This window comes from Deinococcus hopiensis KR-140 (genome assembly GCF_900176165.1).
GTDB classification, from domain to species: domain Bacteria; phylum Deinococcota; class Deinococci; order Deinococcales; family Deinococcaceae; genus Deinococcus; species Deinococcus hopiensis.
Genome location: NZ_FWWU01000005.1, coordinates 101,685 through 123,787 on the forward strand (window position 1 = coordinate 101,685; position 22,103 = coordinate 123,787).

Annotated in this window: 33 protein-coding genes and 2 pseudogenes; 17 read left to right on the top strand and 18 right to left on the bottom strand. The window is 62.3% G+C overall.

Annotated elements, in window-relative coordinates; all coding sequences use genetic code 11:
* Positions 1-106: 106 nt before the first annotated feature.
* From B9A95_RS05365 to B9A95_RS34485, 3 genes are all read left to right on the top strand, one after another.
* Complete coding sequence (locus tag B9A95_RS05365; RefSeq protein WP_084045923.1) at positions 107-616, top strand: hypothetical protein; 510 nt, start codon at positions 107-109, stop codon at positions 614-616.
* Positions 617-704: 88 nt separating this feature from the next.
* Complete coding sequence (locus tag B9A95_RS05370) at positions 705-1,220, top strand: winged helix-turn-helix domain-containing protein (RefSeq protein ID WP_084045924.1); 516 nt, start codon at positions 705-707, stop codon at positions 1,218-1,220.
* Positions 1,217-2,485: a M23 family metallopeptidase gene (locus tag B9A95_RS34485; protein WP_084045925.1), complete on the top strand. Its 1,269-nt coding sequence runs from the start codon at positions 1,217-1,219 to the stop codon at positions 2,483-2,485. The genes B9A95_RS05370 and B9A95_RS34485 overlap by 4 nt, the downstream gene beginning before the upstream one ends.
* 250 nt (positions 2,486-2,735) lie before the next feature.
* Here the strand turns inward: B9A95_RS34485 and B9A95_RS05380 are convergent, their stop codons facing one another.
* Complete coding sequence (locus tag B9A95_RS05380) at positions 2,736-3,059, bottom strand: hypothetical protein (protein ID WP_084045926.1); 324 nt, start codon at positions 3,057-3,059, stop codon at positions 2,736-2,738.
* Positions 3,060-3,152: 93 nt separating this feature from the next.
* Positions 3,153-3,413: a hypothetical protein gene (locus B9A95_RS05385; RefSeq protein ID WP_139806487.1), complete on the bottom strand. Its 261-nt coding sequence runs from the start codon at positions 3,411-3,413 to the stop codon at positions 3,153-3,155.
* Positions 3,414-4,044: 631 nt separating this feature from the next.
* Between B9A95_RS05385 and B9A95_RS05395 the strand changes: the two genes are divergently transcribed.
* From B9A95_RS05395 to B9A95_RS36775, 4 genes and pseudogenes are all read left to right on the top strand, one after another.
* Positions 4,045-4,800, top strand: coding sequence for a sugar nucleotide-binding protein (locus B9A95_RS05395; RefSeq protein WP_139806488.1), 756 nt, complete (start codon positions 4,045-4,047; stop codon positions 4,798-4,800).
* A gap of 31 nt (positions 4,801-4,831) precedes the next feature.
* Positions 4,832-5,035, top strand: coding sequence for an integrase core domain-containing protein (locus B9A95_RS36770; RefSeq protein ID WP_425429914.1), 204 nt, complete (start codon positions 4,832-4,834; stop codon positions 5,033-5,035).
* Positions 5,016-5,189 (top strand): annotated as a pseudogene (locus B9A95_RS35065) (Y-family DNA polymerase); the annotation flags it as partial. The gene B9A95_RS36770 and the pseudogene B9A95_RS35065, both read left to right, overlap by 20 nt.
* A 52-nt stretch (positions 5,190-5,241) precedes the next feature.
* Entirely contained in the window at positions 5,242-5,475 is a 234-nt protein-coding gene (locus tag B9A95_RS36775; RefSeq protein WP_139806542.1) for a helix-hairpin-helix domain-containing protein, read from the top strand.
* On the opposite strand, the gene B9A95_RS05410 is transcribed toward B9A95_RS36775, so the two are convergent.
* The 6 genes from B9A95_RS05410 to B9A95_RS36080 all read right to left on the bottom strand — a co-directional run bounded on the left by B9A95_RS05410 (position 5,404) and on the right by B9A95_RS36080 (position 9,072).
* On the bottom strand, positions 5,404-6,363 hold the full coding sequence (locus B9A95_RS05410; protein WP_084045931.1) for a CPBP family intramembrane glutamic endopeptidase: 960 nt from the start codon (positions 6,361-6,363) through the stop codon (positions 5,404-5,406). The genes B9A95_RS36775 and B9A95_RS05410 overlap by 72 nt on opposite strands.
* 158 nt (positions 6,364-6,521) lie before the next feature.
* On the bottom strand, positions 6,522-6,785 hold the full coding sequence (locus tag B9A95_RS31620) for a hypothetical protein (RefSeq protein WP_139806489.1): 264 nt from the start codon (positions 6,783-6,785) through the stop codon (positions 6,522-6,524).
* 239 nt (positions 6,786-7,024) lie between these two features.
* Positions 7,025-7,396, bottom strand: a complete 372-nt coding sequence (locus B9A95_RS05420) for a hypothetical protein (protein WP_084045933.1) — start codon at positions 7,394-7,396, stop codon at positions 7,025-7,027.
* A gap of 281 nt (positions 7,397-7,677) precedes the next feature.
* Positions 7,678-8,256 (bottom strand): GNAT family N-acetyltransferase, encoded by a 579-nt coding sequence (locus B9A95_RS05425; protein ID WP_084045934.1) that lies wholly within the window; start codon positions 8,254-8,256, stop codon positions 7,678-7,680.
* 243 nt (positions 8,257-8,499) lie between these two features.
* A complete protein-coding gene (locus tag B9A95_RS31625; RefSeq protein WP_139806490.1) occupies positions 8,500-8,679 on the bottom strand; it encodes a hypothetical protein in 180 nt (59 codons plus the stop codon).
* Positions 8,680-8,937: 258 nt separating this feature from the next.
* On the bottom strand, positions 8,938-9,072 hold the full coding sequence (locus B9A95_RS36080; RefSeq protein ID WP_281255816.1) for a hypothetical protein: 135 nt from the start codon (positions 9,070-9,072) through the stop codon (positions 8,938-8,940).
* A 665-nt stretch (positions 9,073-9,737) separates the two neighbouring features.
* Between B9A95_RS36080 and B9A95_RS05435 the strand changes: the two genes are divergently transcribed.
* From B9A95_RS05435 to B9A95_RS05440, 3 genes are all read left to right on the top strand, one after another.
* Positions 9,738-10,028: a hypothetical protein gene (locus B9A95_RS05435; RefSeq protein ID WP_245808149.1), complete on the top strand. Its 291-nt coding sequence runs from the start codon at positions 9,738-9,740 to the stop codon at positions 10,026-10,028.
* Between the two features lie 288 nt (positions 10,029-10,316).
* The gene (locus tag B9A95_RS33255) at positions 10,317-10,454 is read left to right on the top strand and encodes a hypothetical protein (RefSeq protein ID WP_170928436.1); all 138 of its coding nucleotides are present in this window, start codon (positions 10,317-10,319) and stop codon (positions 10,452-10,454) included.
* Between the two features lie 31 nt (positions 10,455-10,485).
* Positions 10,486-10,839, top strand: coding sequence for a hypothetical protein (locus tag B9A95_RS05440; RefSeq protein ID WP_084045936.1), 354 nt, complete (start codon positions 10,486-10,488; stop codon positions 10,837-10,839).
* Between the two features lie 60 nt (positions 10,840-10,899).
* Here the strand turns inward: B9A95_RS05440 and B9A95_RS05445 are convergent, their stop codons facing one another.
* Positions 10,900-11,625, bottom strand: coding sequence for an MBL fold metallo-hydrolase (locus tag B9A95_RS05445; RefSeq protein WP_170928437.1), 726 nt, complete (start codon positions 11,623-11,625; stop codon positions 10,900-10,902).
* 108 nt (positions 11,626-11,733) lie between these two features.
* On the opposite strand from B9A95_RS05445, the gene B9A95_RS35070 reads away from it, so the two are divergent.
* From B9A95_RS35070 to B9A95_RS35075, 4 genes and pseudogenes are all read left to right on the top strand, one after another.
* Positions 11,734-11,925, top strand: a complete 192-nt coding sequence (locus B9A95_RS35070; RefSeq protein WP_245808150.1) for a hypothetical protein — start codon at positions 11,734-11,736, stop codon at positions 11,923-11,925.
* Positions 11,926-11,950: 25 nt separating this feature from the next.
* The gene (locus tag B9A95_RS36085; RefSeq protein WP_281255817.1) at positions 11,951-12,145 is read left to right on the top strand and encodes a hypothetical protein; all 195 of its coding nucleotides are present in this window, start codon (positions 11,951-11,953) and stop codon (positions 12,143-12,145) included.
* An 8-nt stretch (positions 12,146-12,153) separates the two neighbouring features.
* Positions 12,154-12,240: pseudogene (locus tag B9A95_RS36090) on the top strand (hypothetical protein); the annotation flags it as partial.
* A gap of 37 nt (positions 12,241-12,277) precedes the next feature.
* On the top strand, positions 12,278-12,598 hold the full coding sequence (locus B9A95_RS35075; protein WP_281255818.1) for a transposase family protein: 321 nt from the start codon (positions 12,278-12,280) through the stop codon (positions 12,596-12,598).
* A 262-nt stretch (positions 12,599-12,860) separates the two neighbouring features.
* Here B9A95_RS35075 and B9A95_RS31630 read toward each other — a convergent pair whose 3' ends face one another.
* The 4 genes from B9A95_RS31630 to B9A95_RS05475 all read right to left on the bottom strand — a co-directional run bounded on the left by B9A95_RS31630 (position 12,861) and on the right by B9A95_RS05475 (position 17,401).
* On the bottom strand, positions 12,861-13,517 hold the full coding sequence (locus tag B9A95_RS31630; protein ID WP_139806491.1) for a hypothetical protein: 657 nt from the start codon (positions 13,515-13,517) through the stop codon (positions 12,861-12,863).
* A 250-nt stretch (positions 13,518-13,767) separates the two neighbouring features.
* Positions 13,768-14,952: a sugar ABC transporter substrate-binding protein gene (locus tag B9A95_RS05465; RefSeq protein WP_084045939.1), complete on the bottom strand. Its 1,185-nt coding sequence runs from the start codon at positions 14,950-14,952 to the stop codon at positions 13,768-13,770.
* Between the two features lie 80 nt (positions 14,953-15,032).
* Positions 15,033-16,217 carry a sugar ABC transporter substrate-binding protein gene (locus B9A95_RS05470; RefSeq protein WP_084045940.1) on the bottom strand — a complete coding sequence of 395 codons (1,185 nt, stop codon included), beginning with the start codon at positions 16,215-16,217 and terminating at the stop codon, positions 15,033-15,035.
* Positions 16,218-16,273: 56 nt separating this feature from the next.
* Entirely contained in the window at positions 16,274-17,401 is a 1,128-nt protein-coding gene (locus B9A95_RS05475) for a glycoside hydrolase family 53 protein (RefSeq protein WP_084045941.1), read from the bottom strand.
* A 1,058-nt stretch (positions 17,402-18,459) separates the two neighbouring features.
* On the opposite strand from B9A95_RS05475, the gene B9A95_RS33265 reads away from it, so the two are divergent.
* The gene (locus B9A95_RS33265; protein ID WP_170928438.1) at positions 18,460-18,621 is read left to right on the top strand and encodes a hypothetical protein; all 162 of its coding nucleotides are present in this window, start codon (positions 18,460-18,462) and stop codon (positions 18,619-18,621) included.
* A 364-nt stretch (positions 18,622-18,985) separates the two neighbouring features.
* On the opposite strand, the gene B9A95_RS05480 is transcribed toward B9A95_RS33265, so the two are convergent.
* The 5 genes from B9A95_RS05480 to B9A95_RS05495 form a co-directional block, all read right to left on the bottom strand.
* On the bottom strand, positions 18,986-19,384 hold the full coding sequence (locus B9A95_RS05480) for a copper resistance CopC family protein (RefSeq protein ID WP_084045942.1): 399 nt from the start codon (positions 19,382-19,384) through the stop codon (positions 18,986-18,988).
* A 53-nt stretch (positions 19,385-19,437) separates the two neighbouring features.
* Positions 19,438-19,890, bottom strand: a complete 453-nt coding sequence (locus B9A95_RS05485) for a DUF1775 domain-containing protein (RefSeq protein ID WP_084045943.1) — start codon at positions 19,888-19,890, stop codon at positions 19,438-19,440.
* A gap of 79 nt (positions 19,891-19,969) precedes the next feature.
* Positions 19,970-20,146, bottom strand: coding sequence for a hypothetical protein (locus tag B9A95_RS33270; protein ID WP_170928439.1), 177 nt, complete (start codon positions 20,144-20,146; stop codon positions 19,970-19,972).
* A complete protein-coding gene (locus B9A95_RS05490) occupies positions 20,143-20,331 on the bottom strand; it encodes a hypothetical protein (RefSeq protein ID WP_084045944.1) in 189 nt (62 codons plus the stop codon). The genes B9A95_RS33270 and B9A95_RS05490 overlap by 4 nt, the downstream gene beginning before the upstream one ends.
* Before the next feature lie 14 nt (positions 20,332-20,345).
* A complete protein-coding gene (locus B9A95_RS05495; protein ID WP_084045945.1) occupies positions 20,346-20,825 on the bottom strand; it encodes a hypothetical protein in 480 nt (159 codons plus the stop codon).
* Between the two features lie 158 nt (positions 20,826-20,983).
* On the opposite strand from B9A95_RS05495, the gene B9A95_RS36095 reads away from it, so the two are divergent.
* Positions 20,984-21,250, top strand: a complete 267-nt coding sequence (locus B9A95_RS36095; RefSeq protein ID WP_281255819.1) for a TSUP family transporter — start codon at positions 20,984-20,986, stop codon at positions 21,248-21,250.
* The gene (locus tag B9A95_RS36100; RefSeq protein ID WP_281255820.1) at positions 21,238-21,690 is read left to right on the top strand and encodes a sulfite exporter TauE/SafE family protein; all 453 of its coding nucleotides are present in this window, start codon (positions 21,238-21,240) and stop codon (positions 21,688-21,690) included. Before B9A95_RS36095 ends, B9A95_RS36100 begins: the two co-directional genes overlap by 13 nt.
* Positions 21,691-22,103: the final 413 nt, after the last annotated feature.

Genomic DNA, 22,103 nt, shown 5'->3' on the forward strand with positions numbered 1-22,103 from the left:
TGTAGCCGGTAGGAGCGGAGGTAAACACGGGTGCCCCACCTTCCAGCTGATAGCCATACGTAGAGTGGAAGCGTGAACAAGGTGGCGCACCGCAAAGGCGTAGTTGATGGCCGCTGATGCGCACGGCAGAGCGGGAGCCGCCCAGCGTTCGCTCGTCTCCCTGATCGACGCGGCGCTGGTGGGGATTGTGGTCGCGTGCGTGCTGGGAAAGATGGGCTTTTACACGAGCAGCCGCACCCCGCCCTGGGCCTATTACGGTGAGTTCACGGTTCGCTGGAAGCAGACCTTCGTCGGGATCTTCACGCAATACCTCGTGATGTGCCTGCTCCGCGTCCATCTCAACAAGGCCCGTTCCACGATTTCACCCATCAGCGTGACCGTCCACGGGGTTCTCACCGCTGTGGCTTCCGGGTTCTGGGCCGCGCTTCTCCCTGCGGTTGGAGACGTTGTGTCCGGGACCCGCCCGGTAGACCCGCTGGACTTTCTGGTCGGCCCGCTCTTCGGGTGTTTTATCAGCCTGGTGGCCTGCGCCACGTCACTGATGTTCGTCGTCACGGGCTTCCTCTATGGACGAACGCGTGCCGCTGAGGCGGTTGCCCTGATCCTCGGCCGATGACGATGGCCAGTTCGCGTCGGCTGAGTTGGGCCAGACGGCCTTGGCGCACATCTTGCTTCTAAATCCGGATATACGTAATATTGGAAATATGGAAAAAGAACTGGCCCACCGAGTTCACCTGCTCGAAGAGCGGATGGCGGCCCTGGAGCGGCAGGCCCGTCCCTCACCGGTGCCTTCTGGCGACACCTTGTGGGCACTTCAGCATCTTCAGGAGCAGGGCTTCGACGGCGTTCTTTTTACTGGTCAGGTCAACGTCCCTGAAGGCGGCACGGTTGCCTGGCAGTACGGCCTGCCAACCCAGACCTTTCTCGTCCAGGACTGGGACGCGGCCTCTCCCATCCTGGCGGCCCTGGGTTCGCCCCCCCGCCTGCGGCTCCTTCGGGCCATTCTGGGGGGGCAGACCCGGAATGCCGACCTCGCTCAACTCGGAGAACTGGGCTCGACCGGACAGCTGTACCACCACCTGCGCGAACTGGTCTCCACAGGGTGGCTCAAGCCCGCTGGCAGGGGCATACACCGCGTTCCAGCCGAGCGCGTGGTCCCTCTCCTGGTGATCCTTGCGGCGACAGAAGCCCTTCACCCGCAACCGGAGGAAGGCGCGTGAGTCAGGCTGCGCGGCTCCGAACCCTCCTGGAAGCCCCGAGCCCCGAAGACTTCGCGCCCAGCTTCCTGGAACAGGTGAAGTTCGAACAGGTTCAGCAGGGGCTCGCCGGGTTGCGCCGGCAGCACGGTGCCGTCCAGGACGTCCGCGAAAGTCACGATGAGGCCATCTGGACCGTCGAAGCCGAGCGGGGTCAGTACCAGGTGTTGGCACGGCTCAACGGTCAACTGCAGGTCACCGCGCTGCGCATTCCCACTCCATCCATGACGCCCCTCCAGGCCAGGGTGGCCTTCGGTGCCCTGTGGCTGCTCCCCCTGATCCTGATCCAGAGTGTGGCCCGCGGCTGGGCCGCTCCAACCCAGCTCGACTGGTTGACCACCGTCATTCCAAGCGTGATCTTCGGCGGTGCGCTCCTCGCCACGACCGTCTGGGCGCAGTCCTCGACCCTCCTGCGCCCTGTGTTCTGGTTGTGCATGTCGGCCCTCCTCAGCTCGGCGGTGCGGCTCCCGGCCCTCTCTACCGGCACCATCAACCCCTGGGAAGGCCTGTTTGCCCTCGCCATGAGCCTGCTGTTCGGACGTCTCCTCCTCGGAGGCCTCAAAGGGCGGCGCATTCCCTCCTCCCTGGTGCCCCTGGGACCTGTGTTGGCGGGCGGAACCTTCATGGTGGGCCAGGGCGGAAGCACACCAACCGTGAATTACCACGTGGACCACCCTGCCATGCGCTACGCCGTGGACTTCATCGGTGTGGGAGCGCTGGGAAGACACGCTCGGGGGCACCTTCCCGCCGACCCTTCCCGGTACGCCATCTTCGGAGCGCAGGTGCTCGCCCCACTGGACGGAGAAGTGCTGAGGACCCAGGAGGCGCGCCCGGACCTCCAGATTCCCCGCGCGGACGCCCTGCATCCTGCGGGCAACTTCATCGTGCTCCGCTCGACCGTTCCTGACGGGCGTACAGTTCACGTCCTGCTCGCCCACCTGCAGCAGGGGAGCGTGAGGGTGCGGCCGGGCGACAGGGTGCGGGCCGGGCAGGTGCTGGCGACGGTGGGCAACAGCGGCAACACCACCGAGCCACACCTGCATCTCGGCGTGAACATCGGAGCGACAGAAGAAGATCCCTTCAGCGGTGAGGGTGTTCCCTTCAGCGTCCAGGGCCGCTTTCCTGTACGTGGCATGACTTTCCGCCTGCCAGATGTTCGGGCCGCGGACCTTCTGGGGCCATCCCCCGGCGCACGGGCTTCCTTTACGGGCGGACGCTCGCCCTTCTAGAACGCGTGCCGCTGAGTCCGCTGCCTTGATCCCCCCCCTGCTCCCAGGTGTCAGGCTCAGGGTGAAGACCGCGCCCTCCTCCGGCGCTCCGAGCGGTCCCCCTCCGCGCGAGCGGCGCAACTTGGGGGCGTATTTCAAGCGGAGCGGTCCACTACGGCGCTCTGCCGCCTGGCCTCAGGAAGACCCGCAGGTCCTCATTGACGTCCAGGCTCGCCTCCTGTGCCAGCCATTCCGGAAGGCAAGCTTGTTCTCACAGCAGCCTCACCAGATCCGCCCGGCACAGGGAGCAGGGCGGAGGCACATCACTGTCCGCCAGAAGTCCAAGCTGTTCGGCCGCCAGTTGCGCCCCGGCAAGGTCAACGAAGGTACTGACCAGCCGATGCAACTCTCTATACCGCTCCGCCGCTTCCAGCTCAGACATCACGGTCCGCAGAAGAACCTCGTCTCCCGGCTCAACGCGGCCGACCAGCAGGTCCGCCGCTTCACAGATGTGCCGGCGTTGCTTCAGAAACCTCAGGGCCAGCGTACCGATGTCAGGGTGGTCCACCTGCAGGAGGGCCGGCAGGGCACGCACGGCGACTTCCTCACCAGGATGCGCTGACAGCGCAAGTCGCCGTGCCGGGTCCCAAGCCCAGCAGGATGCACAACCGCGCGGGATCCTCCTCACTCAACAGGTCGTCCGCCAGGCGGCGCGCCGCCTGGCCGCCACGAACAATGGCAGGCGTGGACCCGACTCCTGAGCCACAAGCGGGCGCACTGCGGCGTACTCGAGATTCCCCTGGGGCCGGTGACCTCGGGGCGCTTCTTCCTGCGCCCGCACCTGCTTCTGAAAGGTGGCAATGGCCGGGTCTTCGGCCGCCCAGACCGGAATGAGCTGGAGAATGTCCGGACCCAGTTGATCTTCTGCACTCCACAGAACAGAGCGCACCTCCACGTCCAAAGTTCCAGAGGCGAGGGGGCCAGACCCACTTCGCGCAGCACGGAGCGAACGCCCTGCTCCTGCCGGGAGCGTATCAGGGTGGACGTCAGCACCTCCGCCCGCGTGTCGTCAGCTGGCCACCGATGAAGGTCTGGTCGCGCATCTCCCGAAGAAGAGGGTGGCTGGCCAGTCCATTCCTGCCCCTGGTGATCCACAACGTCACCCACCACGGCGCTGGGTGGTCGAGGTGGGCCACAGTTGGTTCAATGGTTTCCGCCGCATCCAGACGCGCTGGGAGAAACGTCAGGACCTGTCTCTGGGCTTTGTCGAGTCGACCGCTTGCCTCATCATCTGGCGCAACCTCGCCCCTGTTGCTCCTCTCAAAACGAGATGGGCTTTAAGGGGTGAAGCGGGGCCCATCATGGGCCAAACAGCGGAGGTGGTGGGGCCTTCGTTCATCCCCCCAGCAGCGCAGGAGGTAGGGTCCACTCAGGACAGGCTGGAGGGCATGGCAGCTGAGGCCTGCGCAATGGTGCCGCCGGCGGTGACGTAACCGCAGGGCGTCTGCTCAATCTGGAACCACTTCAAGGTGGCGGGGAAGGACGTGACACTGCCTCCTCTGGCTTCCTATACTCCCCTCGTGCGACTCCTGATGACCGGGTTGAATGGAACACTGGGACCAAAGGTCGCCCGCGTATTCGAGCAGCATGGTGCCACTTGCATCGGTTGGAACCGCCTGCAGACCCCACCCGATGATGAAGCGGCCGGACAGGCCTACCTCCACGGCCTTTCCCCAGACGCCATTGTTCACCTCGCCATGGGCAGCGAAGCTTGGGCAGCAAGGCTCGCTCGGTACGCTGCCACCTCTCGAATCCCGTTCGCATTTACGAGCAGCGTGATGGTGTTCGAAGAAAATCCTGACGGTCCCCATCAACTGGCGGACGCACCGACGCCCTCCGGCGAGTACGGCCAGTACAAGATGCGGTGTGAGCAGGCGATTTTGAGTGCAAATCCCCAGGCAACGGTGGCGCGGATCGGCTGGCAGATCGACCCAGAGGCCACGGGGAACAACATGCTCGCGCAACTTGATGGATGGCAACGGGACAAAGGCGAGGTCAGTGCCAGTCGGCTGTGGCGACCCGCCTGCTCATTCATGGAAGACACCGCGGCAGCACTCTGGACCCTGATCCATTCGCCTCAGGCGGGCGTGGTGCATCTCGACAGCAATGCACGGCATGGATATACCTTCGACCAGGTGGCACTTGCGCTCGCAGCTCGATTTGAGCGGGACTGGAACGTCGTCCCCACAGAGGCATTTCGACGGGACCAGCGGTTGATCGGCAGCGAAGAGCTCATGCTGGACCTGGCCGTCCAGTTGCCAACCCTGAGCGCGTGATTCCTCTGAGAAAACGCTGGACGCCCCCTCCATTTCACCTGCACGCCGTTCCCGACTCCGCGATGAATTGCTGAACCTGGAGGTCTTCCGCTCCCCTCGGCACGCTCAGGTCCTCCTGGACGGCTGGAGAACGTTCTACAACAGCGCCAGGCCCCTTTCTTCCCTGACGTCCGACGAGTTCGCCCAGCGGTGGGGTGGCCCCACCGCTCCACCTCGTGGCGTACACTCACCCTGAGCCGAGTCTCCAGTCCGCTTCGTCCACAGAACGCGGCCAGTCCAGGGGGAAGCCCGTCGCCGCGTACAAAGGTCCCCGCAGCGAGGTCACAGCGGCCACGTACGAGGCGAGGCAGTGCGGCGTGAAGAGTGCCTTGCCGCGGCGTACAGCGAACGCGGTATGTGCCTTGCAGGGCGCGCTGTACTCAGCCTTGATGCGGCCCGCCGATCGTTCAGGAACGCTTGACCCTGACCGGGGGCAAATGCCTGAGCGTGGAGGACTTCTACGACCGCGTGGATCTCACACGAGACGCCCCCGAAACGCTCGTCAAGTCTGGGGCATTGGATCGGGTCGCCCGCTTGAGAAACCGCCGGGAAGGCGTCTACGTCCTACAAGGCATCACCACCGCCCGGAACGAAGGCTTTGCTCGGACTGCCCCCCACTCCCCCTGGCCCACCTGAGGCTTCCACCTTCACCCCTTCCTCCATCAAGGCAGCCTTGCTCAAGAACTGACCACGCCGGTACGCCAGGACCAGCAACGCCGCGCTGGACAACGTGAACACCACCAGGGTAACCACCGAGGCCTCAATACCGTACGCTCCGCCTGCCAACCAGTCCGGACCGCTGAGGTGTCCCTGCAAAAAGCCCTTGGCCACATGACCCGAGGTGGGCACCGAGAAGATGGCGCCAGACATGGTGTTCCAGGCGAAGTGCATCCCCACCGCCAGCCACAGGCGGCGCGTGACCAGATACGCCGCGCTGAACGTCAGGCCCGCAACGACGGTCGCACCGATGGCGATGGGTCCAGCATGGGCGTTGGGAAGATGTGCCAGGCCGAACAGGAGGGCCGAGACGGGGAGCGCTGCCCAACTGCCCAGCGCCCGCTCGAGATTCCTGAAGAGGATGCCCCGGAACAAAATCTCTTCGAACAAGGCCACCAGGACCATGCCGCAGAGAGGGGCGAGCACCGTGCCCAGACCACCCGTTCCGGTCACGTGATACGCCCCCGCCGCCGCCAGCACACCCATGACGGCGAGGAACAGGCCACCACCCACCAGGGTGCCCGTGCCGAGCTCGCGGCCCGCATGCGCTGTGGAAAAGGCGTGCATGGGGCGCTGCTCAACCCAGCGCATGTACAGCCGGTACCCAGCGACGCAGAGAAAGGCCGCGAGGAGTGAAGGCCAATAGGCGCGTAGGGACTGGGGAATGAAGTGCTGGGCGAGGAACATGGTCAGGACCACAGGGAGGGTGACGATCAGGGTACCCAGCAGGACGCGCAGCAGCGAGAAGCGGCGCCAGGTGTGGGGAACTGCGGGCGTGTTCGTGGGTGAAACGGTCAGGGTCTGCATAGGGCCTCCGTGAGGTGTTCGGGGAATACGACCGGGGAAAGCAGCATCAGCTCGGCTTGGCGCCGTGAACTTCTGCTGCCTCCCTCAGGGGACAGCGGCATCTGGGGCACCAGGGAACACACTGTTGGAAGAGGCGGGCCGGCGAAGGACGCCCGAGGTCACTCAACGGAAGGTGAAACGGTCAACTTCGAAATGGCGCTCGGGAGACGCTGTGTGAACCATTGGGGACGCCAGGCGACAACGCGAGACCACCACGGCACTGAACGGTGTTTCCTCAGGAGCTGCTGGACCTGCGCCTCCCTCAGCAGGCTGGCATGCTGGTGCAGGGCGGCCTGATGGCGTGCCTCGTAGGTGAGGTGCAGGGGCGCTTGAGGTTGTGCGGGCATCCTCATCTGGCCGGGAGCAGCGTGCGCAGTGGTCATACCCAGAGTGTGCAGTTATCAAATTTCAATTGAAACCTGAGTTTTTGAAAACCCTCCGGCTCGTCGCCCTCGCCTGTCCCTTCCGGACTTCACTGGTCACGGTTCAGCAACAGAACGGTCCTCGTGCAGAGCCCGTCACTTCAGATCATCCCTCAGCCCTTCCATGTCCACGCTGCCGCGAAGGCTGCCCCTCAGGAGGCACACCGATCCCACGCGCGTTTCGTACCAGCCAGGCCGTTTCATGACGGCAGTCGTGAGGAACGTGGAGGGTCAGCAGTCGAGGCTGCCCGTGTCCCACCCTCCACACGGCGCCCAGGGTCACCGCGCAGGGTTCCGGTCTGCCAGTGACCCTCACCTGCGTCACGGTCGGCACTCAGGGCTTCGGCAGCTGTTCGCCGCGCCTCTGGCGCCACCCCGGGCAGCAGCCGAGTCAGCCAGTGTTTCACTTCCGTCGAGGCCGCGGTCTGGGCATCTGGCGTGGATAACCCAGCGCCCAGGGCACTCCAGGCCACCGCCAACGACCACTGGTCTGGCTCCAGCCGCAGCGACCCCCTCCGCAGCGTCATCAGGTCGCCCAACTCCTGTTCCAGCGGCAGGTCACGTGTCCACAAGTCGCGCGCTTCCCGTGAGCGTAGTGGGGTCGTGATTACTCAGCAGACCCCTACATCCAGGAAGGTCTGCGCTCCATCCCCTGAGAGACGTAAGGCGTTGTGCCAGGAGTACAGCGTCCATTTCTCGCAACCACTTCAGTACGGCCGCGATTGTCCTGCTGGAGAGTTACCCTTCAGCAACTGCTGGTGCACCACTTCGCATACTCCTTGCTCTGCGCCTGACTCCAGGCGATCAACCCGGCCTGGACACAAGAGGAAGAGCAGAGGGCAGGCTTCCCCTCTTACCTCGTCATGCTGAAGATCAACGTGTCACGGAGTTGCATGGGATCGTCTGCTGCCACGTCGTCATTCTTCAGCACGGCGTCCAGGGTGTAGCCCAGTCTGGCGGGAATGCGGGCACTCCGGTCGTTGCGGGCGTCACAGCGAATCTCGAGGCGGCGAAAGCCAAGGCCGCCTTCCACCTGCGGCCACAAGGCCAGTTCGGTGAGGGCCCGCGCCACCTCGGTCGCGTATCCCTGCCCGGCGTGCGCGGTGGCGATCCAGTAGCCGATCTCCCCTTTGGGGACCCGCCAGTCAAGGGCGTGGTAACCGCTGCTGCCCACCAGCTTGGTGCCCGCCGCGTTCCAGACGAGGTAGCGGAGGTTCTCGCCCGCTGTGAACGCCTCGGCAGCCCGCGTCAGGTTCTCGGCGGTGCCCGGCAGGTCCAGCGGGTCCTGGGCCCAGACCATCCACGGGCGCAACTCGGGCAGCGAGGCGTGGACGGCAGCGTGAACCGACTGGGCATCCTCGGAGCGGGGGGCGCGCAGCAGCAGCCGGCTCGTGCGGACCTCGCGGGGAATGGCAGGCAGGGCGGAGGACATCGACTGGACTCTACCGCCCGCCTACGACTTCTTCAGCTGCCTGTCGCCCGGATGTACTCCATACACCGCGCCTCAGTCGTCGTCTCCTTGTCCCGTGCCACAAGTTCCCCTGTGAGGCAATCAAGGACACCTCGTCCCTGGGACGACACAATCAGGAGTAGATCTGACGCTGGAACAAAGCCAACCCCTCTTAGGCCACCGACAATGCGGTGGGCCTTTTCCATCCACGGGGAGGTGGGCTACTCAGGGGGTGGCGGAGTAGTCACGTGGGGCCGCTGTGACAGGGCAGTGGTGCCGGAGGGTGGTGACCCGCGTGCGCTCGCGCAATCCGGGGGCGAGCAGTAGCGCGAAGTCGCGCGGCACGTCTGTATCCACGGCGTTGAACGCGGCCTCAAGGCCCGTGTCGGGCAGGTTTATCGCCACGTGTTCGCGCTAAGGAGAGTGGCGGATGGGGCGCACGCAAGGCCGTCATGGCGCGGAGGGCCGTGAGTGTGCTCCCCGAAGTCAAGACCGGTGGGCGGGAGAGCGCCAGCAGTGGCCAGGCCGGATGCTCTCCTTCCAGCAGGGGCACCTCAAGCAGCACCTCGCCTGAACACGCGAGGTCGGGAACTCGGCGGTGGGGGAGACCCGCCAGGCCTCGCCCGGCGTTCCAGCGCTCCAACGTTCGGTGGGCTTCCCCGCCTACGTCGTGGACGACCGCCCGGAACCGTTCGGCCAGGCCCGCGCGAGCTGAGGCAGGGCGGCCTGGGGAATGGGCGTGGAGCGGCCGAGCTGCGCGGTCAATTCCACACGGTCCAGGGTCAGGCGGGGAAGCACAGGCTGAAAGAGGAGTGTGCGGGGGGAGGGGGAGGTGTCACGTCCTCCCCTTGATGCCGGGCGGTCCCTAAAGATGCAGGAGACCGCGCCTCTGCCTCGGTCCTGTAGCTGACATGGAGCGTGTTCGGCGTTCCCCCTGGAACACAGCCCTCTCACCACATGAAAGTCCAGAGCGCTTTTGCCGAACAACCGACGCTCGCCATGTAGCCCCTGCTGAAGAGTCACGTCGGGAGGAGCTTGGGAAGATCGGGGGATCGAGGAAAGGCGGACGGCCACTGTCCCGCGTTCCAGCCGCCTGGGCTTCAAGTGGGGGAAGGGAAGTTGGGGATGCGGCTGAACGCCGTTATGCCGTTCATTTTCGAAGGGAGCTTTCTTGTGTGGTTCGGTGTGCAGGCCGCAGTACCTGTTGTCTGGCGTGTGCGAGACGTAAAGACGTACGGCCTCGCCGCTTAAGGAGCGGGGCGCCAACGTCCCTCGGGTTGGTATGAATAACGAGAGATTACTGGACTGGGTCCAACAAAATCCTGTCACGGCAGCCACTCCTCCTGAAGGAAACCGGAGGGCAGGCCGAACCAAGGGAGCCCTGGCCCTCGCTGGACGACCAGTGGAGTAAGAACCTGAGGACAAAACGAGGGTCAAGGGGCATGGGAATGGCAGACTGAGGCATGCCGCGCAAGAAGACCACGCCTGATCCCGAAGTGCTCGCTCCTCAACAGTTCAGCCTGATGGATGCGCTTGACAGCATGGCGCAAGACATGGCGGTGGAAGTTCCCGAAGCCATGCTCGCCGCCATGGAGTTCGAAAAGCACCTGCTCGATCTGGCGCACACGATCGCCAGAGAAGCCATTCGTGTAGGCGAGCCTGAGACCGAAGCCGAACGTGTGGCGGCCGCTGAGCGGCAGGTCCGCTTCCTCGGCAAACTCTTTCGCGAGCTCCATCAGGTCACGCAGAGCTGACGCTGGCTGCGCGCTGCCATCCTGTCGATCAGTGATGTTCGCGGGGCGGAACTTGACCCCCAGGAGGAGCCCAAGGGCATCCACGGTCAGATGGTGCTTTCATCCGTTGACCTTCTTGCTTCCGTCATGACCGCGGGCCCCCGCTTGGGAAAGGGACCTCCCTGAACTCCAGGGATTCCTGCGGTTGTTCCTCCTGGGGCGCATGGCGCTGAATCTCCCCATATATGTCGTATGGCTGCTCCAGCACCGGCCAGGAGCGGTCCTCCGCCGGTTTCCCCACGATGGGGCGTGCGGCTTGAGGTCCTGATCGCCGGAGTGGCCGCCCACGCGACGGCCTTCGAGGGAGACGGCCAGGCCCATCTGGTGGTCAGCGCTTTGCAGCCCCTTCCCAGCATCCTCGAACTGCCACCCCGAGCCCTTGCTTGACGCCCACTTCGGGGCCGTCACCCAACAGCGCATGACTGTCTCCAGCCATGACGCGGCCCAGGGCGACCGGGAAACCATGCGCCGACTCTTTCACGGGATCACCGATCCAGACCGGGCGCGACTCTTACAGCGTGAGTTCGACACCCTCAGCGAGCGGTACGGCCATCAGGGCCAGCAGGTCTACCTCAACGCCACCACTCCCGGTCAGAACTACGCAGGTCCTTTGCAGCGCAAAGACCGCCAGCACTTCATCGTGCATTCCACGGGAGCCTGGGTGGTGGGGCACCCGCGAGACTTGCCCGAAGGCAGCAGCGCCGGCGACATGGTGAGAGTCACCGTCACGCCCGCACCCACCTTGGCGCAGGAACGACAGATGCAGCGTTAGTGCGGCATGGACGACTGACCTGCTGCCCTCCTCCAATCGTTCACCTTAATCAGAAGAGCATCAACCAGATAGAGGTATACCGGCTGCTGCCAGTCTCTGCAGCTTCTCAGGAACGTCGTGCGTCAATACGCCTCCATGCTGAGCAATCAACACCCAGGGAGCCAAGGAGGCGAGGTGGCGAATCGATTCAAGAGCCATCCGGTTGTCAAGACTGAAGCGCGGGAAAATCAACTGCTCTCCATCTGCCATCACTGCGTCCCCACCGATGAGCGTCTTCGCTTCAGGGAAAAACAGGCTGACGTGTCCCGGTGTGTGGCCTGGCGTCGCGATGACTTGAGCATTCCGGGCAAAAGGCAAGCATGCGTCAGCGATGAGTTCATTTTCGATCTTCACTGGAGGTATACCTTCTCTCAACTGCTGCGCTACGTCAGGAGGCAGCTGGATCAGAAAATCTTCTGTTAGAGGCTTGTAAAAGGCCTTTTCCCCTGAAATATAGAGGGCTTCTACTGCAGAAGACCACAACTGCGCCCCTGTCTTTTCCTGCAGGACTCGGGCAGAGCCAGCATGATCCATATCTCCATGCGTTATCACAATATTGTTAATATCTTTCGGGCGGATATTTAAATCTTTAAGAGCATCAAGTATTTGTTGTTCGCTTCCAGGCAAGCCGGTGTCCACCAGGGTAATGCCATGCTGTTCATCCTGAATGAGAGTCAAGTAGTCTGTTCGAGCAAAACTACCGAGCTGCCGATGAATAGGAAGGGGGCGGATGAAATCTGGAAGCATTCTACTCATTATAGTGGACCTTTTCACAAAGTGCTTAATAGACCTCTTGCGAAAGTGATTGGCGAAGCTAGCAGGGTGGAGCGAGACCGTCTGACACGCACGCTAAAGATGAACCGCAAGCAGTTTCGTCGACGCACCGGGGTCTACCCGGAGACCTTTGCCGAGATGGAAGAGGTGCTGAGGCGACGCGAAGGACGGAAGAAGAAGTCTGGGCGCCCAGCCGCACTCGGCGTGGCGGAACAACTGCTCAGTCACGCTGGAATTCTGGCGCGAGTACCGGACCTTCGCGCACCTGGGTGACGACTGGGGCGTGCATGAGCATGGCGTGCACCGCACGGTGGAACGCGTGGAAGCGGCTCCGATCGCAAGTGCCCGGTTCCAGATGCGCAAAAAACACGTGTTTCAGGAAACGCAACTCGTGTACAGCACCGTCGCGGCCGATGCAGCTGAAGTGCCCTGTGAACGGCCCAAAAAAAGCAGCGCGCTTGGTACAGCGGGAAGAAAAAGCGACACACCCTGAAATTTCAGCTGCTCATCTGCACCGTGACGCAGCGCATCCTCAGCACCGCCACGAGCGCTGGAGCAGTTCATGACCTGAAGCTGTTCCGTTTGTCCGGCGTCCGTTTTCCTCACCAAACGGCGTTGATTGGAGATGCTGGGTACCAGGGCTTGTGGAGAAGCCATCAGCACGCCATCACCACCCATAAGGCGACGCGAGCGCCCACCTCTGTCCGCGGAGCAGCGCCAGGAGAACCGTGTGCTGGCCTATACCCAACAGGGGACCCTACATGTGATCCGGCACATCAAGATCTTCCGCGTGTTGAAGGGCGTGTACCGACATCGGCGGCGTCGGTTTGCACTCCGAGTTCAGCTCATCGCGGCCCTGTGCAACCTCACACATGCCTGCCGATCATGGCTTTTGCAAGAGGTCCAATATAAAAACCCAGCGCAGTTGTTAAAAACGAGAAAATAGGCATAGTAATATTCTTGCGTAAGACGCTTTTGAACCCAGCAAGGTCTTCTGCAGACGTGAGTGCCGCCACTCCACCCTCGGGTATGTGACGCCCCAGAACACCCGAATGCCAAACCACTGTTCTCTCAAGCAGACACGATCAACGCAAGCAACTACTCACCACGAGAACCGCCCTCATGGTGAGTAGTTACGGCAGAGTTTCTGAGGTGAGGGTTTTAATTTGTCCACATGGGCATGCCTGACTTGTCAAGAAAAGCCCACATTAAGCATCGAATTTGCTCTCGGCCGCTTCTAGGTAAATCACGGCGTTGCTCAGTAAAGTAGCCACCTCCTCGTTCGTAGTAGTAAAGAAAGCTTCCTCAAGCCAGCCAACCAACTCGGTGCGATCCCATTCAGGTGGTACCGTGTTATTGTATTGAGCAGCAAAAGCCAGTATCAGTGCCCGGTTTGGGTGGTTACGCCAAATATACAGCAATTCATCGCGCTGCACACCAAAAGGCCCTAATGTGCCCAAGGATAATATCATAAGGCCGTACATGGGCTCCTTATATAAAATATCATCCCAGTATGATTTAGCAAAATCCTTTAATGCTGTTTTTTGCGATTGGCTAAGCGGAAATCTCTTATCTTGGCCGTACTTGATTCTCTCGGCAATTGAAGACAAATCTATCTCCTCTATAGTAAATGTCTCAAGCAATCTTGGAAGGAAAAATCGAAAATCATCCCAAACTCCCACATTATATACAGCGTCAAAAAGATAAGAACAGAGTATAGGCGATCGAAGCTCACGCAGGGGATAAGTGAGGAGCTGTTTTAATTCACCTTCAGATAGCCCATAGGACTCACAGATAATTCTCTTGGGTCTGTTTACTGTAAAAAACGCCACATAGAGTTGTTCTATAGCATCATGTAATTTCAAACAATACCTCGGGCAGGCGTCTTCAGAGACGCCTCTACTCTACTTCCCTGCCCAGGTCCAGGCCCCCTGCTGAGTGGTTACCAACGCAAACCCCCGCAACCGACAGGTCCACATCTGCAACCCCTCTCGCATACGCCTGAAGCACTCTCCCTGGTTCGTTTCCGGAGTTTGTAGGCCCTGTCGAGATGACATTCTGGGGACAGCTCCCGGTTGGTGATCACAACCAACCGGACTTGAGGGCCACCAGCTTTTATTTGATGTTGCCCTTGATTTCCTTCACGGCAGCGGCGAGGATCGCGGCGTAGTTAGGGCCGGGCTTCTGTACGCTCTGCGCTACTGCGCTGCCCCACGGTCCCCACACCGCCCCCATCTGGGGGACGTTCGGCATGGGTGTACCGGCTGAGATGGCCTTGCCAAAGCCAGTCACCACGGGATCGGCCTTCAGGCGGGTGCGGGCAGCGAGGCTCACTGGAATGCGGCCACCCGCCTGATTGAAGGCGAGTTGCGCCGGGCTGGTGACCAGCCGCTTGGCAAATTGCGCCGCCAGGGCCTTGTTCTTGCCGTAGGCGTTCAAGATCACGCCCTGCACGCCGACGAAGGGCGACCACTTGCCTGTGGCTCCCGGCGGGGTCGGAACGGTCGTGATGCCGTAGTTGATGCCGGCCTTCTTGATGTCGCCGATGTCCCAGGGTCCAGTCACGATCATGGCGAGGCGGCCGTCCACGAACGCACTCTTGGCCACGTCGGCAGACACGCCCTCGGGCACGAGGTTGTACTTGTAACGCAGGTCGTTGAGGAGAGCCACGGCCTTGAGGGATCCGGCGTTACCGATGCCCACATCCTGCACATTCAGGGTGCCACTGTAGTTCTTGAAGATGTAGCCGCCGTAGGCGCTGAAAAAGCCGTAGTTGGCGTAGGCGTTCGTGAGGTCGAGGAGAAAGCCGAATTTGCCGTTACCGGTGTTCTTCTGGGCCACGCTGATGAATTCATTCCAGGTGGTCGGGGCTTTGGGCACCATGGCCTTGTTGTAGATCAGCGCCACCGACTCGGCGAACATGGGCAAGCCGAACAGGCGGCCACCGTAGGTCATGGCGTTCACGGCCGTCCGGTCAAGGTCGGTCTTGCTGACGACGTAGCGGTCCATCGGCTCGATGACGCCCGCTGACGCAAGCTGACCGAAGCGGTCCTGAGGCAGGGTCACGACCATGTCGGGCCCCTGGCCCTTGGGAGCAGACTGGATGAGCTTGTCTGGAATTTGATCGAGCGGCATGCTGACGATGCTGACCTTATGACCGGTTGCCTGAGTAAAAGCAGTGGCTTGCGCCTGGAGCCAGGCCACCTCTCCAGCGTCCGTGAAGTGGTTCCAGACGGTGAGGGTCGCGGCGCTGGCCTGGCCTGCGAACACCAGGGACGTGAGCATCAGAATCTTTTTCATGCGTTCTCCTTAAAAATGTCTTCCTGCAGAGCGTGGGTACAGTTCATCCGGGTGGAGTCCACCCACGAGCAGACCGCCGATTACTTGATGCTTTTCCGGATCTCGGTCACGGCCCCGCCCAGGGTGGCGGCGTAGTCGGGAGTCACCGCCGCCGTACTTTGGGTCACCGCATTGGTCCAGGGACCCCAGACTGCGCCCATCTCGGGCACATTGGGCATGGGCGTGCCCGCCGAGATCGCCTTGCCGAAGCCAGTGACGACCGGGTCCGTCTTTAGTTCCGTGCGCGCCTTGGAGCTGACGGGGATGCGCCCCCCCGCACGGTTAAAGGAAACCTGCGCCGTGCTGGTCACCAGGGCCTGCGCCAGTCGACCAGCAGCAGCCTTGTCTTTGCTATAGGCGTTCATCACGATGCCCTGTACGCCGACGAGGGGCGACCACTTGCCGCTGGCTCTGGGAGGCGCGGGGAGGGTCGTGATGCCGTAGTCGATGCCCGCCTTCTTGATGTCACCCATGTCCCAGGGACCCGTGACCAGCATGGCCAGGCGGCCATCCAGAAAAGCGCTCTTGGCCGCGTCGGGCGTGATGCCCTCGGGCACGAGGCCGTGCTTGAAACGCAGGTCATTGAGCAGAGACACCGCTTGCCTGGAGCCCGCGTTGGCGAGGCCTATGTTCTTCACGTCGAGCGTGCCACTGCTCTCCTTGAAGATGTAGCCGCCGTAGGCACTGAAAAAGCCGTAGTTGGCGTAAGCGTTCGAGAGGTCTGTCAGGAAGCCGAAGCGGCCATCGCGGGTATTTTGCCCTGCCACCCGCAGAAATTCGTTCCAGCTGGTGGGCGCCCTGGGCACCAGTTTCTTGTTGTAGACGAGCGCCACCGACTCGGCGAACATGGGCAGCGCCAGCAACTTGCCCCGGTAGGTCATGGCCTGCGTCACCGAGCGGTCGAGGTCGGACGGGCTCCAAACGTAACGCTCCATCGGCGCAATCACTCCGGCAGCGGCGAGCTGCCCCAGCCGGTCTTGCGGCAGAGACACGATCAGGTCCGGTCCCTGGCCCTTCGCGGCCGACTGAATGAGCCGGTCGGGAATCTGGTCGAGCGGTAGCCCGACGATATTGACCTGATGGCCCGCCGCTCTGGTGTAGGAGGCAGTTTGTGCGCGCAGCCAGGCGACTTCGTCGGCGTTGGTGAAATGGCTCCATACCGTCAGGGTGGTGGCGCTGGCGCTGCTCGCCAGGGCCAGAGACATCAGGACCAGCATTCTCTTCATGGCACGCTCCTTGAGTGGAAATGGCCCTTCCACGGACTTGACTGCGTGCGCAAGCGTCAATTCAAACCGTCAATACCGATCGTCGCTCGGCCACCATCGTCGAAGAGGCTCCGCCGCGAAGCGTCATCGTCAGACCAGGCCGGAGCGATCAGCCACCGGCTGCTTTGGGACCAGTACGCGCCCCAGTAGAAAATGCCGCTCCCACCAGCGTTTCGCACCACGGGGGTCAGCGCTTTGAGAAAGTCGTGCTGTCCCTGGGGTGTTTGGGGATAGGGCAGATTGGCGTAGCCCATCTGGTTGTGGTCCCAGTAGTACGCCGTTTCTGCAAGGTAGACCTTGGCCCAGCTGAAATTGCTCCGGAGTTGCCGGATGGTTTCGCTCAGGTTGTTGAAGTCACCGTGCCACATGGGATAGTAGGAAAGTCCGATCACGTCCACCCATCCGCCCGCGTTGATAAACGACCTGTACCAAGCGACGGTTTCGGCTGCATTTCCATTCTTGGCGATGTGGACCATGATGGGCGGCATGGTGCTGGTCCCGCCACTGGCGTCCCGCACCGCCGCGGCACCGGCGTTCGTGAGCTTGACGAAGTTGGCCATGTTCCCGATCCGTCCGAGATCCCAGAGCATGCCACCGTTGATCTCGTTTCCGATCTGCACCATGTCCGGAGCGGTGTTCTGCGCCCGCAGTTGGGTCATCACGTCTTTGGTGTAGGTGTAGACCGACTGACTGAGTTGCGTCACGTCCTGTCCCTTCCAGCGTTGCGGTGTCCACTGGTTGCCAGGGTCGGCCCACCAGTGCGAGTAGTGCAGGTCCAGCAGTACTTTGAATCCCCGCGACCTGGCGTCCCGGGCCACGGCCTTCACATAGTTGAGGTCCTGGTACAGGGCGTATTCGCCGTTGGGATCCACCATCAGCCGAACGCGGACCCAGTTGTAGTTGTGGTCCTTGGCAATCTGAAGAGCGGGTTTGGCGACGCCAGTGGTGTCTTTGAAGACGACGCCTTTACTCTCCGCAGCCTGCGCTTCAGAAACGTCGATGCCGCGAATCCACTCTGGGTGCGTAATGGCCGCCGCCTGCAGCCTCGGTTCCGGCACGCTTCGGGCCTGCTCTGAGGTGTTGCAAGAGGACAGTACAGCGGTCAGCGTGGTCAACGCCAGGCACAGCGTGGCTCTACGTTTCATATTCTTCCTCCCAGCGACGAATGTGCAGCGGCGAAGACCGCAGATGCTGCGAAAATGACCAAACCCATGAGCGGGAGCAGACCAGGTAAAAACACGGTATTTACAACACATTGACGTTGATCGAAGGGGAAAGGCAGCCCTCCTTAAGTGGCTGGGCGTGCAGGACAGCGCGTAGTGGCCTCATCCGCCTGCTTGCGTGAGGGTTGTCGTGACAGGTTGTTCACGGGGGTATTGTGATGTGCCCTTACGGTATGTTTTGTTAGGGCGAACAATTGTAATATTTACACTTTCAGGGAGAGCCTATTGCCCCTTTGGAAGGCTTGCGCAGAAAAAACCCCTTATTAAGGCATCCAGACCGCGCCTATAGGCCGTCCGCTCAACAGTATGAAGCCCACTTTCAAGTGGACTAGAGCTGTAGATTGTTCACGCTTTCAGTTGCGGATTCCTTCGCGCTTCACAGCTTTATTGATCGCGGCATAAATCGGTATGAATTCCAGAGGGACGTTCTGCGTGCTGGCCATTTTCCCCGTGACCCGGGGTGCGGAGGACCGGTGCGAACTTACGCCGGAATCAATAGTGGTACTCCGTTGACTGGCGGGAACCTGATGGATGGCGCCCGTGTTTCTGGGATCAGCGCGGTACGGAGAGAGTGGGAATCTCCCGTGTTCTTCGCCAGCACTTTCAGACTCAACGGAGTACCAATAGGTGTGAAACATCCCCGAGAACATGTCAATCGGGAAAGAGGCGTTTCCAGCAGCCCAGTGGACGGACCCTGCGGGCTGATCCTGACCTACGGCAGAAGGTCGAGAGAAGGCACGCATATCAGCAGGGGGAGGGATGAAGATGGGATTTTTGCGTGCCCCCATGGGAGGAGAAAAGCGTTTTGGAGAGACATGTCGAGCACGTCTGTCATCCCTGGCAGAACGTGACGTATCCCTGCGCACATGCTCCAGGATGCGCAGCTTTTGCCCTGGGAAAGTGCAGGACCTGGCCTCTAAGCGAAAGCCACGGGCACTCTGCCCATCGTCGGGGAGGGCGGGGCCGGGCCCATCACCGGCTTGTATTCCCTCCAAGAGGCGGACAGCCACCTTGATGGAGACCTCGCGCTCCCCAGTCCCTTTCTCCCCCATGAGGACGCCCCGCCCGGCTGGTTTGAAACCATGACGGACGACGCGAACTACGACCGCGCTCACGACGGCGTGCTGCCTATCACGGAATGAGGTGACCCGGCGGAGGTGGTCTTGATCGTGACTGGGCCTTACTCGGGACGGATCGTCTACGCCGACTGGCAACTCGACGATCCACCCTTCTCCGTATCCCAGCTTTCTGGCGTGGTACGAGGGTTAGCTGCGGGAAGCCCTTGCGGGCTACCAGATGCGCGGTGTCGGGTTTGGATTGCCGCTTAACCGGGGGCGGTCCCTGGCCGTCGCGGTGGACGTCGGTGAGGTGCGGGCGCGTGGCCGTTCTGGACAACTGGCCGAGATGAACTGGCGAGGGAGGCAGGGCCGTCAGAGGGCGAGGGCACTGCCGAGGGTGCTGAGGCCCAGCAGCCCCACCAGAAGGTGGAATATGGACTGTGCCCCGTCATTTGACGTGGAAGACGCTCTGGCCGGTGACGGGATGACCGTCCTCGGAGAGCATCTTCCAGGCGATCACGTAGGTCCCGGCCTTCAGGCCCGGCTTGAGGGGGAGCGTGAGTCGTGCGGCCATGCCCTGAGCTTTCAGCGCGGTATTGACCAGTTCTGAGGCATCTGCTTTGAGGGCGAGGGCCACGTGGGCCGCGTCCTCCAGCGTCTTTCCAGCCGGGACCGCCATGACCCGGAAGGTGGAAAAGCGCAGCTCAATAGGTTCACTGAAGCTAATCAGTACGTTCCTGGGCGCCGTCACGGGTGTTTTCGGACCAGGAGTGATGGAGGTCACAGCGGTGTGTGCGGAAGAAAGGCTGAGGGTGCTGAAGAGAACGAGGGAAAACAGTTTACGCATGCAAAAACCTCATGGGAGGCCCGAGTCGGGCCTCCCCAGGCGAGAGGGCGTCGTTACTTGACGGCGGTCTTGCTCGCAGGCGTCTGCTCAGGATTTGTATCGTCCCAGGCCACGACCGAGCCGTCACTGTAGGTCTGGTAGACCTTCCAACTGAGGGTGCCTGCCTGCTCTGGATTGCGCGCCTGGAAGAAGAAGCGGGCGTATTCCTGCGGGGCGATGCGGCCTTTCCAGGTCACTTCCGTGATCAGTCCAGCTTCGTTCGTCCTGATCGTCCGGATGAAGCCGGGCAGGACCTGAAAGCGGGTGACGGTCACGCCTGCTGGGATGACCAGGCGGACCTGGGTGGTGGAGACCCCTTTTTCCGTGGGCACGTTGAGACGGTAGGTCTCGGACGCTCCAGCCTGACTCTCCGCCAGGCCTGTTTCTGTGCGGACGGTGGCGTGGGCGGCAGCAACGGAAAGCAGCAGGGCAGCCGCCAGGGACAGGACAGGTTTCAGGACATTCATGGTGGGTCTCCAGGTAGGGGAAAGAGCGGGAGATTGCGCAGAGGAGCGAAGCGCCCCTCCCGCGACATTGAGGTCTGGGCTACTGGCCCGCAGGCATGGTCACGCTCGCCGCCCCAGTGACGCTGAATGCTCCCGCCAGGTTCGGGGAGAGCTGATCCGCGGCCACCCCGCCGTGGACCTGCACATCCTTCGCGTCACCGAGGTCAAGCTTGCCGCCTCCCACGCCCGCCGCCATTTCCGCGGCGCCGAACTTCACAGGAAGGTGGACTTCCCGGATTGAACGTTGAAGGCCGTCTCAGGTGGAACGAGGTTCCCCAGGCTGACGGTCACGCGCCGGGAATCGCCCCCAATGTGCAGGGCCAAGTCGAGCGTCTGGTTCCCGAGGCTGGCCTTGTCCTCGTCGCGGCTGAAGATGGAGCCAGGATTCCAGGTGCAGCACATGCCTTCTGGGAAGGTCAGCCCTGGGGTGGAGCGCGCGGGTCCGCGTGCCGGACCTGCGCGAGGTGGAGCGGGGCCAGCTTCAGGGCCAACCAGGGGGACCGCAGAGAGCCGGGAAGAGCCAAAGAAACCCCGGCCGCTTCCAGGGCGAAGGCCGAGGTAAAGCAGAAGGGGCAATGGGCAGCGTGCTGTTGATCGTGCCCGGCGGGTGGGGCGTTCGGAGCCGCGTTGGTGAGCTCTGGAGCCGCAGGAGCGGGATGATGCACCCGCCCCGACATGTCCATGCCTGCCACCGCGGGCAGCGTGGAGGCGGGAAGCTCCGCCCTCACCTGCTGGGTCTTTGCGGTCACGCTCTTCAGGGATGCCCCCAGGAAGGCGGAAGGTGGGAAGAGTCCAGGGGCTTCAGGGGCGCGGGTGAGGTAGGCCAGAGAGGCGAGGAGACACAAGAAGGCCAGCAGCCACCGCTGCCCGGCTCCCAAGGTCTGATGCCTCTGCACGCGCCAACAATAGAGCAGAGAAAAGGGGCGTGTCCTGACGAGCTCCGTCCCCGCTTTTCGCCACCTGTAGACAGAAGGGGCCAACTGCTGCGTGCGCCCTCTCCACTGGCCATGAGTGTCCCTGCTCGATCTGCCTGATCTCCTTCGGCACGAGCGTGATGAGCGTCGTCACCGGAGCCACTTCCCTCATCACTGTCCCCGCCCTGCTGGCCTTCGGCGTACCGGCCCCGACCGCCCTCGGGACCAACGCGCTCGCCCTCACCACCATGAGCGTTGGCGCGTCGGTGCCCTTCTGGCATGGAAACGTACTGGATCGCCCACGGCTTCCCTTGCTCCTGGTGTTGACCGTCTTCGGCGCCCTGGCGGGAGCATTGCTGGTGTTTCCTGGCTCCCCCTCATTATCGCGGCAGCCATGCTGGTGGTGACGCTGCGCCCTCAACGTCCGCGAGATGTGGTGAACGTGCCGCCACGCCGTCGGCAGCTTGTCGCAGGCTACGCCTTGACCCCGTTCCTCGCGGTCTACGGAGGGTTTTTCAGCGGAGGGTACGTTACGCTTCTCACTGCCGCCTTTCTGACCGCCTTCCGAATGCCTTTTCCGCGGGCAGTGGCGACCACCAAAGTGATCAACGTCGCTTCTTCACTGGTGGCGACCCTGATCTTTGCGCGCAAGGGTGCGGTGGACTGGCAGTTGGGACTGGTGCTGAGTGGAGTCATGCATGTGGGCGTAACGCTGAGGGCAAAGTGGACCATGCGTTTGGACGAGCGGTGGGTCCATCGGCTGTTCGCGACCACAGTGCTGCTGGCCTTCAAAACGTTGGCGCTTGGCGTGCCGTGGAGCCGCTTGCTGAATGGCCAGGTCTTGTAAAGCGGGGAGAGGTCCCCTCTGGCGCGAGGAAGGTCAATCCTTTGAGAGCGCAGACCAGCCAGAGCAAGGCGGGAGCGCTCCTCAGGAGGGCCAGGCTGGAAGACCAGGGAAGCCGCTCTTACGGGCCGGGACTTTCTGAGGAGCGCCCAGTCGTCCCCTGTTGTTCCGTCCGCTGAAGGAGGAAAATTCCTGGAGACATCTACAAAAGGCATGACTTGACGCACCCCTGGCCTAGACGCCGTAGCCGTAACTGCCCAGCCATGGCAGATCAACCCCTCTGGCCTATCCAGGTTTCTGCAGGAACTGTGGACCGACGGGTACCCGTGGTCTGCTGAACCTGAGGAACGAAGACTTCAGCCGTCTCTGAACCGTCTCACGGGCGTCTCAGAACAAGAAGACGCCCGTGAGACGCC